The 10277-nt window shown below is 43.9% G+C and carries 8 protein-coding genes; 3 read left to right on the top strand and 5 right to left on the bottom strand.

What is annotated here, in order from left to right:
* Nucleotides 1–234 precede the first annotated feature (234 nt).
* On the bottom strand, nucleotides 235–2202 hold the full coding sequence (locus tag B151_RS0116085; protein WP_020404678.1) for an ABC-F family ATP-binding cassette domain-containing protein: 1968 nt from the start codon (nucleotides 2200–2202) through the stop codon (nucleotides 235–237).
* A 248-nt stretch (nucleotides 2203–2450) separates the two neighbouring features.
* On the opposite strand from B151_RS0116085, the gene gldC reads away from it, so the two are divergent.
* Nucleotides 2451–2804: a gliding motility protein GldC gene (gldC, locus tag B151_RS0116080; RefSeq protein ID WP_020404677.1), complete on the top strand. Its 354-nt coding sequence runs from the start codon at nucleotides 2451–2453 to the stop codon at nucleotides 2802–2804.
* 260 nt (nucleotides 2805–3064) lie between these two features.
* On the opposite strand, the gene amrB is transcribed toward gldC, so the two are convergent.
* On the bottom strand, nucleotides 3065–4324 hold the full coding sequence (gene amrB / locus B151_RS0116075) for an AmmeMemoRadiSam system protein B (RefSeq protein ID WP_020404676.1): 1260 nt from the start codon (nucleotides 4322–4324) through the stop codon (nucleotides 3065–3067).
* 125 nt (nucleotides 4325–4449) lie between these two features.
* Between amrB and B151_RS19035 the strand changes: the two genes are divergently transcribed.
* Complete coding sequence (locus tag B151_RS19035; RefSeq protein ID WP_020404675.1) at nucleotides 4450–5031, top strand: transposase; 582 nt, start codon at nucleotides 4450–4452, stop codon at nucleotides 5029–5031.
* A gap of 20 nt (nucleotides 5032–5051) precedes the next feature.
* Here the strand turns inward: B151_RS19035 and nth are convergent, their stop codons facing one another.
* Together nth and B151_RS0116060 are read right to left on the bottom strand one after the other, a co-directional pair.
* Nucleotides 5052–5756: an endonuclease III gene (gene nth, locus B151_RS0116065; protein WP_020404674.1), complete on the bottom strand. Its 705-nt coding sequence runs from the start codon at nucleotides 5754–5756 to the stop codon at nucleotides 5052–5054.
* A gap of 321 nt (nucleotides 5757–6077) precedes the next feature.
* The gene (locus tag B151_RS0116060) at nucleotides 6078–7643 is read right to left on the bottom strand and encodes a Na+/H+ antiporter NhaC family protein (RefSeq protein ID WP_020404673.1); all 1566 of its coding nucleotides are present in this window, start codon (nucleotides 7641–7643) and stop codon (nucleotides 6078–6080) included.
* A gap of 593 nt (nucleotides 7644–8236) precedes the next feature.
* On the opposite strand from B151_RS0116060, the gene B151_RS20415 reads away from it, so the two are divergent.
* Nucleotides 8237–8371 (top strand): hypothetical protein, encoded by a 135-nt coding sequence (locus tag B151_RS20415; RefSeq protein ID WP_020404671.1) that lies wholly within the window; start codon nucleotides 8237–8239, stop codon nucleotides 8369–8371.
* A 91-nt stretch (nucleotides 8372–8462) separates the two neighbouring features.
* Here the strand turns inward: B151_RS20415 and B151_RS0116045 are convergent, their stop codons facing one another.
* Nucleotides 8463–10031 (bottom strand): DEAD/DEAH box helicase, encoded by a 1569-nt coding sequence (locus B151_RS0116045; protein ID WP_020404670.1) that lies wholly within the window; start codon nucleotides 10029–10031, stop codon nucleotides 8463–8465.
* Between the last annotated feature and the right edge of the window lie 246 nt (nucleotides 10032–10277).

Genomic DNA, 10277 nt, shown 5'->3' with positions numbered 1-10277 from the left:
AAAATACGTTTGGAAAGATCAGAAGCTTCTTCGCCAGATTTCTCTTTTAATGAATTCGATTCTGAGACCATTGACTCAGATGAAGAACAGCCCACAAGAATTAAAAAAATCCCAATAAAAAGTTTGTAAGTAATATTTCTCATAATCATTTTTCTGCTCACTGCTCACTGCTCACTGCTCACTGCTCACTGCTCACTGCTCACTGCTCACTGCTCACTGCTCACTGCTCACTGCTCACTGCTCACTGCTTAACTCTTCTTCAATCATTTCCAGTCGCTGCTGATATTCTTCCCACTTCGAATATCGGTCTGTAAGGACGGCCTTGAGTTGGTCATATTCTAATGAGAATTTTTTCACTTTTTCCTCATCGTCATAGAAATCAGGTTGAGCCATAGCTTCCTCGATCTCCATTTTACGAGATTCCATTTTTTCGATTTCCTTTTCCACCGCTTCGATCTTATGACGGATAGGTTTGGTTCGGCGATTGCGTTCATTTCTCTGCTCAGCTTCAATACGCCGCTGTTCCTTTCGGGAAAGCTGATTGTTCTCCTGCTCTTCTTTTTGGGGTGAAGTTTCTGCATCCTTAGCTTCTGCTTCTTCCCGCTTTTTATCAAGGTAATAGGAGACATTCCCCAAATACGTTTTGATGTATCCAGGCTGTACATCCAGTACTTTATTTACAATGGGATCCAGGAAATCCCGGTCGTGCGATACGATCAGGCAGGTACCTTCGTACTGCTGAATAGCCTGTTGCAGAATGTTCTTACTGCTCATATCCAGGTGGTTTGTCGGCTCATCAAAAATAAGCAGATTGGCGGGAGACAGAAGCATTTTTGCCAGCGCCAGCCGGCTTTTTTCTCCCCCTGAAAGTACCTTCACTTTCTTAAAAACATCATCTCCCCGGAAAAGAAAACAGCCTAAGATCGTCCGGAGCCGACTTTCTTTTTGGTTGGAACCGGCATCCTGCAATGTTTCGAGTGCATCTCTTGTGGGGTTCAGTTCCTCTGCCTGATGCTGTGCAAAATAGTTCACTGTTACGTTGTGTCCTTCAATGCGTTTGCCGCTTTGGAAAGGTTCCATCCCAGCCAAAACCCGTATTAAGGTTGATTTACCGGCTCCATTAGGACCAACCACCGCAATTTTATCACCCCGTTCGATCTCGTAATCAATGCCGTCAAACACTACATTATCGTCGTAGCTTTTGTGGAGATCTTCGAGCTTCATCACTACCTGTCCACTGCGCTCGGGCTCGGGAAACTGAAAGGAGACATCGTCCAATTCTTCTTCGATCTCAATTTCTTCCATCTTTTCGAGCTGCTTGATACGGCTTTGCACCTGACTGGCTTTGGAGGCTTTATATCGAAAGCGATCGATGAATTCTTGCGTCTGCTTGATCTCTTTTTCCTGATTTTTCTTGGCATTCAGGAGCAGCTCACGCTCTTCGGCCCATTTCTTTTCATAAAAGGTATAATTCCCGGCATAATCAGAAATGTTACCGCGGCGTAAAGCCAGCGTCCGGTTAGTAATCGTATCAAGAAATGCTCTATCGTGAGAAACTACGACTACCGCCCCTTCATAGTTATTCAGAAAATTCTCCATCCACTGCAGCGATTCGATGTCGAGGTGGTTGGTCGGTTCATCCAAAAGAAGATAGGTTGGCCGGCGAAGTAGCAATTTAGCCAGGGCAATTCGCATCAGCCATCCTCCGCTGAATTCCGAGGTCTTACGATGAAAATCTTCCTCGGTGAATCCAAGTCCCATTAATACTTTTTCCACTTCAGAGCGCAGTTCATATAATCCGGAAGACTCCAGCTTGGTTTGAAGTTCCCCATATTGTTGCATCAGTTTTTTGTATTCATCACTTTGATGATCCGCTTGAGAAAGCCTTTCCTGAATACCCTTCACCTTCATTTCAAGCTCAAATAATTCTGAAAAGGCCGTTTCCACTTCCTCTAAAACCGTTAGGGTGAAGTCCGGATCTACGCCATCCTGTGGGAGGTACCCAAGTGTTTCTTCCCCTGCCAATGCAATGCTCCCTCCATCAGGCTCCATAATGCCCATGATAATTTTGAGAAGGGTTGATTTACCGGCGCCATTCGGTCCCACAAGACCAATGCGCTCACCGGGATTGATGAACGTGCTGACGCCATCCAGTAGCGTGCGCTCGCCAAGGTGCAGCGTTATGTTTTCGAGTGCTAACAAATTTGATGAATATCTGATTGAAAGATGAAGCGCTAAAAATATGCATTAATTGCATGGGGAATGAAATAAATCCTACAGCTTTAGAAACGGTTAGGTGGCTGAGCGTAAGGTATGTCTTTGCCTCCCCATAGGTCAGTCCCGCGAAGGCGGGAATCTAGGTGTATGACCAAACCAAAAGCATGTGATGAGCTTCTGCATCATTTTTACTAAATGAATAAGTGAATAAACTCAGAAACCCTTAGTTTTAGATGAAATTCAAATCAACCAATTCCATGCAGAAAAAAGACATCAACATCACGGTAGAATTAGACGATGAAAATGTAGCCACTAACATCAAATTCAGCGCAGATGATATGCCGAATGTGGATGCCGTAGATTGCCGGGCTATGCTGCTATCTTTTTGGGATGCTCACAACAAAGATACACTTAAACTCGATCTGTGGACCCGCGATATGACGGTTGACGAAATGAAGATATTCTTCCATCAAACCCTGGTTACGATGGCCAATACTCTCCAAAATTCCATTGATGACGAACGCATTGCCGGCGACATGCGCGATTTTTGTGATTACTTTGCCGAACGAATGGAGATCAAAGAGTAAGAACATCCAACAGCGAGGATAGACCCGTTGGATTAGCCGCCTGATATCATTCCCGAGAAGCCGAGAATTATATTTTTATCATTGATACTCACAATTTTCGTTGACTCTCGTTCCCAAGCTTTGGCTTGAGGATGCCGTCCGGGAAGCTCTCCGCATGGTTCGGAATGCCAGCCCGGATCACCGGGGCGAAGATGTTGAAAAGGAATATTACGTTTACTTCGTGCATTGGAGAACTCGTAGCAAAACGCTGTGATTAAAATTCACCGATATAAAATCGACCCAAAACTCACGCCGCTTTCCCGCTCACTCTCATCCCAGATATCATAAGTAAGAATTTCTCCATTCAAACCGGGCAGAGTTTTTAGGAAAGAATACAGCGGTGGATATCCACAAATGCGGAAAGGGTCATATTTTTCGCTCATCAGGTTGAGCAATTTTTGGGGTGAACCGGAGGCTCCGAAATCCAGGAAAGCATCATCAAAATTCCGGATGTCATCAAATAGTTCTTTGGCCGGTTTGTTATCTCCGAATTTCTTGCCAATGTGGGCGAGATCTCCGCTGATCAGAAAAAACGTATTGTCATCATCTACGAATAATTCTGCCAGTAATCCTGAAAAGTTTTCCACTTGCTGTCCCTGGAACCCATCGGCTTTGTAAAACAATTCATCTAGGCCGCCAACGACAATTGGGATCAACGAAAATTCATGCTCCCAAAGGTGATTGATGAAGATGAGGTGTTGCTCAATACTGTGCTCGATACGGTGCGCCCTATCCTGAAACGTGACGCCGTAATGTTCTTCCTCACCCTCAATTTGTTCACGGATTTTTTTAATGCCTTCCCAATCCGCTTTCACAATTCCGTTCACCATTTTGAAATCTTTAGAGGCGATCACAAACGGCCGCTCTTCATAAATATCGGGATACATGCCGGAGTAGTGGGAAGTGGCCAACATCACCACTCGTTTTGGTTTTAGTTCTTTGATAGCCGAAAAAGCTTTCACGTAGCTGTTCATTCCTACCCGTATATCGATGTGAGGTGCGTAGAGTGCTTTTGCGGTTTGAACCGGTTCCGATGTTGGGAGTTTCTCAAAAGCCTCATTCAAAAAGTGGGTCATTTCTTCGGGATCATCGGGGTAGGCGAGTCCTGCTGTGATAGAAAAATGTACGTCCGAGCGTTCATATTCTGATTCCATTTTAGCAGCATGTTCTTTGAAATGAGCCGAATGCAGCAGGGCATTTTCATCCAGAAATTGAACATATTCCAGGATCTGTTCTTTGGTCACGCCATTGTCGGAAAACTCCATGATATCTTCCACACTTCGCTGCCCGTCAAACAAGGAAAGCATAGACCGAGCAGATTGTGGAACGGCAAAATCGCTGGTGGCATATCCGTATTGATCCTGAAAATAAAGATAGGTTTTCCCGTCCTGTTTGATCGGGATGATCTGCACATCAAACCGTAAGGGCGGGATGGGGTCTGTGTAGGAATTGAAAATGGAATCAGGTTTAATATCAGACACGTCTTTTAAAATATTTTGTAAGGGATTGGTTTTAAATAGCTCTTACTAAGAGAAAGCAACCTGTATTTGTAGGGGTAATTCATGAATTACCCCTACAAATACAAAGAGAATTTAATTCAATAACCATGAAAGATTACAAGCCAAAGAATAACCGAAAATCGATTCGACTGCAATCCTACGATTATTCAAATCCGGGATATTATTTCGTGACAATTTGCACGAAAGACCGGGAAGCTATCTTTGGTAACATTGAAAATGGAATGATGGCGAAAAATGAACTGGGGAATGTAGCTTATAAATATTGGCTGAGAATGCCGATACAATATGATTATGTTCGAATTCCTGCCTTCGTGATAATGCCGAATCACGTTCACGGAATCATTGAAGTTACCCAAAAACACACCCCAACCGTAGGGGCAATCCATGAATTACCCCTACGGTTGGGAATTATTGATCATGAGACTTATAGAAAAGAAAGGCGGCAAATGTATTTGTCTAAAATTGTGGGCTGGTATAAAATGAATGTATCTAAAGAAATAAATAATAGATTTGGATTGAATGGGAGTAGTTGTTGGCAAAGAAATTACTATGAGCACATCATTCGTAATCAAAAATCATTGAATAAAATCACGGAATACATTGAAAAGAATCCTCAATTGTGGGAAAAGGATAAATATTTTAATAAATCGCGTAGGGGCAATTCATGAATTGCCCCTACGCGATTGGATCAACTATCTTTCCGCATTTTCTGGCATTCACAATTTATGCCGTAATTCTTGCACAGTGGATGATCCGGCGCTTCCGAAATTCGGGCTTTACACGGGCCGCGACCATGATGGATCATCAGGTGTGAAAGATCCGTCCAGCTTTCGCGGGGAAATAACGCCATTAGGTCCTTTTCTATTTTGTTCGTGTTCTTCTTCTCTTTGGTGAGTCCAAATCGGTTCGAAAATCGCTTAACATGCGTATCTACTACTACTCCGACATTGATTCCAAAGGCATTTCCTAAAACCACATTCGCTGTTTTTCGGGCAGCTCCACGCAGCTTTAGCAAATCCTTCATGTTTTGAGGGACAATTCCGTCAAATTCCTCTACTAAAATCCGTGAAGTTTCTTTCAGTGATTTGGCTTTATTACGATAGAATCCTGTTGATTTTACCAATTCTTCCAACTCCTCCAACGGAGCATCTTTCATCAATTCCGGCGTGGGATAGGTTTCGAAAAGTGCCGGCGTGGTTTTATTTACGCGGACATCCGTACACTGAGCACTCAAAATTGTTGCGATCAGCAATTCAAACGGATTCCGATGATCCAACTCACAATGAGGGTTGGGATAATATTTGTAGAGCTCATTCAGAATTTCCAGCGCTCGTTCTTTCTGTGCTTTGGTTTTTTTAGGAAGCTTGGGAAGTTTGTTCTTCTCTTTCGGCATGTATATTAGTGATCAGTTAGCAGTAAACAGTTATCAGTGCGCTTTGAAGGTAGGGGTTTGAAGTTAGATGCGCAGGTTGAATTGTAGAGCTGATATGAAGTCAACATCGTTCCTCTCTTCCCGTATGCACGGGACGAAGCTAAATCCGGTCTCTCTTACCTTATTCGGCAAGCAGGCGCCAAAGAGAGATAAGTTCTTGCTTAGTTCTAAAGTTTAGTTTGATAACCAACATCTTGCCAAAGCAAAGAACCTGTGTCCCTCTGGAGGGACAGAAAAATCAGTTCACTGATTTTTCAGGGAGGATCGTCAGTTTAGTCCATATCAAACAAAGAAAATAACCATACCCGCATAAGCAATCACAGCTAAACTTCCAGCCAGAATCGCCAATGGAAACTGTGTTTGAACATGATCCATTAAATCACAACCGGTAGCCAGGGAAGATAAAATTGTAGTATCCGAAATGGGTGAACATTGGTCTCCAAAAACAGATCCGCCGATCACGGCAGAAAAACAAAGAGTGATAAAAAATGGATCGGGAACCACCGCCCAGGCCAACGGGATGGCGACCGGAAATACCACAGCATACGTTCCCCAGGAAGTTCCAGTTGAGAACGCGATCAACATGCAAAGAACCATCAACAAGCCGGGAAGAAGGTAAGCGGGGATCACATCTCCAACCAGATCGACTACATATGGAGCAGTTCCGACCGCATCGGCCACTTCTTTCAGTGTAACTGCAAGGGCAAGAATGATGGCTCCAATGGTCACGCCTTTACAGCCGTCAATAAATCCATCGATCACTTCCTGCAGTTTCATTCCCTTGGCGAGTGCAATTCCAAAGCCAACTAAAACGGCTAAAATGAATGCTTCAGCAATCAACAAAACCGCATTTTCGCCCATATCTAAAATAAAACGAGATACGATGTAGGGGATGATGGCTACTCCGAGTAAAGTCCCGATCGGACCAAAAAAGTCGATCAGCCCGGAATTATAATTTTCTGGGATCGCACTTTTGGTGAGTTCATCAGCGGCCATGGGAGAGGAACCGGGTCGGTCTAATCCTTTACATGAACGAGCACGTTTGATGGCAGCTCTCATTTTTTTCCCGGGAACGAATGGGAATTTATCCCAGGCAAATAGGAGCGTCAAAAGGATCGCAAAAATGGCGTAAAAATTGTAAGGGAGGGCAGAGAAGAAAAAGGAGACACTTTGCTGTGTGGTTTCCAGGAAGGGAAGTGTTCCGATTACCAGTCCACCTACATAAAACGGCCACACGTTGAAGGGGATGAGCGTGGCGGCGGGAGAAGCGGTGGAATCTACCATGTAAGCCAGTTCTTCGTGAGAGACCTTATGTTTGTCGGCAATGGGGCGAACCGTGGCTCCGGTCAAAACGGTACTAATAGTCCCGCCCTGATGGAAAATGAGTCCCATCATCCAGGTGAAGAATTTAGCGGTTTGAGGACCACGCACCATTTTCTTGCTGGCCCAAATTGCGAATCTTTCTGCACCGCCGGTTCTTGTCCAGATGCCGATCAATCCTCCAAGTGCCCAAAGATACACGATGATAATCAACGCAAAACTTTCGGTTCCAACGGAGGGAATCAAGAAATCCTGTACAATATTGAGCTTTCCTGAGATCACTCCACCCAAACAAATTCCGATGAAAAGAGAACTGACCACCTCCCGGGTATAGAACGCAAGAACAATGGCGACCACGGGCGGCATTACCGACCAGAAACCGTAATGTCCGTTCTGCTCAGGAAAAACTTCATTCACCCCGGCATAAACGCCCGCAATAATGAGTGCAATGAAAGCTCCAACTCCAATTCTTCGACGTGTTTTAGGGTCTTTCCACTTCTGCTTGGTACCTTCGAAATCGTTGCTCATAGAATCTCATTTGTTAATCGGTGCGTCGGATGGTAGCCATTGAGTATCGAACATTCAATAAAGAACATAGGTTTTAATCGTAAAATGAGGTTACAGTTTTTACTTCCCAGTTCAGGCGTAAGCGTATCGCTTGTGTTGTGTTGAATTCGAAATGGGTTGCCTTTTGTCGACCTCTTGTTTCATTTTTTCTTGATAAAAAACGAACCAAAATCAAGAAAACACAAGACCGCAAACACCCCAATCTTTTAATCATTTCTTGCTTACTCGAGTTGGTTCCCGGTGATAAATGTTTCCCTGTTTTTTTGATTTGTTCTGTAATCCATCATTCGGTTCAGTTTTAAAAGCAGGGGAGTCAGATTCGAAAAGAGCCGGGTGATGGATAGCGGAGAGCATCGAATATTGAAAAATGGGATATTCAATTTCGAAGAGTTTTACTTCCCGTTTTGAACCGTGATTCCCAGGATTTGGAGATTACCGGGATTTTGTTGGAGTTGACAAAGAAATTTATCCCTCCCCGGGTATCCTGAAAATGAAAAGTACCTGTTTTTTGTATTCTGGAAGTTAAACTAAGTATCAATTAAAGTTTGACGGAAATGGATATTGAATTTTGGATCATCGTAATTGTAAGTGCCATCCTCGGAGGCATTGGCGGAGATTTAGCGGTGAAATGGTTTGCCAAAAAGGGATGGATTAAGCTGAATGAAGCTAAAAAGGATAAAGGGGAATAAGACATCAATTCTGATTCTCAAAGAGAAAAGTGTACAAAAAAAGGCGCATCATTTGATGCGCCTTTCGACTATTCAATAATAAAAACTGAAATCAGTTAAACAGCTTTTTGATCCAGCCAAAAGCTCCGTCGGAGCTGCTTGGGGATGGACGTTTACCGTTACTGTCACCTTCTTTTCCACCGGATAATCCGTCATAGGATGGGCGTGGCAGTCCGTTGGATTTCTTCTCTTTCTTAGGCTGGCGGCGTTTTTTATCCCGCTTTTTATTGCTCGATTTCTTCTTGTCGGAAGACTTCTTGCCTTTGCCACGGCTTTTCTTCTCTTTCACTTCTTCAGGCAACGGTATTTCAGTAGGAGCATATCCCACTTTTTTCACTATCTCGTCGATGTCATCCTTATCCATTTTGGAAACTAAAGATACCATCCGGGCTGCTTTACCACGGCCAACCAACTCAGCACGATATTTGTATTCCTCTACTTCGTTAGGCACATCGTAGTTGATGACCTGCTTCACTTCATCCAGCTCCACTTCCGTGGCCGAAAGTCCGCCCACCAGCAAGATCTTCATGTCGCCTGAGGTAAACTTCCCGAAGCGCTCATCATAATACTCCTGCTTCAAGCCTTTGTTGATGCTCACCACGCCCCAACCTTTCTTACGGATAATGCGGAAGAGTCGATCCGTAGTACGTTTGGAAGCAGCAAACACCACTATTTTATCTGTCAATGTATCCTCAAGATGAGCCAGTAACGTGGAGATCTTGGCTCTCGGTGGCACATAAATATAAGCCTGTGTCAAGTCTTCGGGAACCGGTTCTGGCTCTTCATCCTGATTTCCGGAATCCTGCTGCTCAGCTTTTTCTTCTTCCTTTTTCTCCTCCGGGTTGAGCACGACGCTTACACTTGCCTCGGCCAGCTTCCGGTTCACTTCCTGCTGATCGAGCTCAAAATCCTCTTGCTCTTCCTGCTGATTTTCAGGCTGAGATTTTTCATCCTGAGATTCGGACTCTGATGTTGTTTCTTCTTTGGAATCAGAGACAGCGTTGTCATCAAATCCAATAACCTGAGCATCTTTTAACAGGGCAGAGGAAAGCTGTTGAGTGGCTTTGTTGTTAGATTTGGAAAATATAAGCACCTGTGGATCGCTCTCCACTTTTTGCATGATATCCTTCACCCGGCTTACCAGGTTATAGTTTTCCATGCCGTGGGCTTCATCAATGATGATCAAATCCACGTGAGGGAGCTTTAGCTCGTGATTTTCCAGTATTTCAATTAGCCGGCCGGGATTTGCTACCACAACCGGTGCGCCATCTTTTATCGCTTGTTCTTGCTCAGTGCGAATTCCTTTCATGGAAAGCGCCGCACTGCTGATTTGAGCATGGTAGCCCATAGCCCAAACCGTTTCGTCTATTTCCTTAACTCGCTCAATAGATGGTGTTAATATTAAAACTCGTGTGCCAGAAACCTCTCCGTTGGTTGTCAACTTCTGCAAAGCAGGTATCAAAAATACACCGTCATCGCCGGCTTCATGTTTTACAAGCAAATGCTTCCCTTGTAATGCCGGTGGAATAACTTCATTTTGGAGAGGTGTGGGTTCTTCAATTCGTACGTCGGCCAGCCCGCTCATAAGTTCGGGGCTTAGGCCAAATTCTTCAAAAGACAATGGTTACACCTCTTTCATTTTTGGCGTTATAGTTCAATTTTCAAAGATCTTGTTCTCTCAATGAGAACTCTTCAATATACAAAAAATGAGAACCAAGCTCAGAGAATATCGAACATTGAACAACAAACCTGTCTTTGGGGGCAGGCAGCATTCAATATTGAAGTAAAAATGAGTTCTCGTCCGACCACTGAAAGAGGTAATTTGGCCAACACAAAATTCAAACCTTTTATAAAGCTGGAAATTTAA

The sequence above is a fragment of the Gracilimonas tropica DSM 19535 genome (assembly GCF_000375425.1).
GTDB lineage: Bacteria > Bacteroidota > Rhodothermia > Balneolales > Balneolaceae > Gracilimonas > Gracilimonas tropica.
This window is presented reverse-complemented; position numbering and strand designations above follow the sequence as displayed.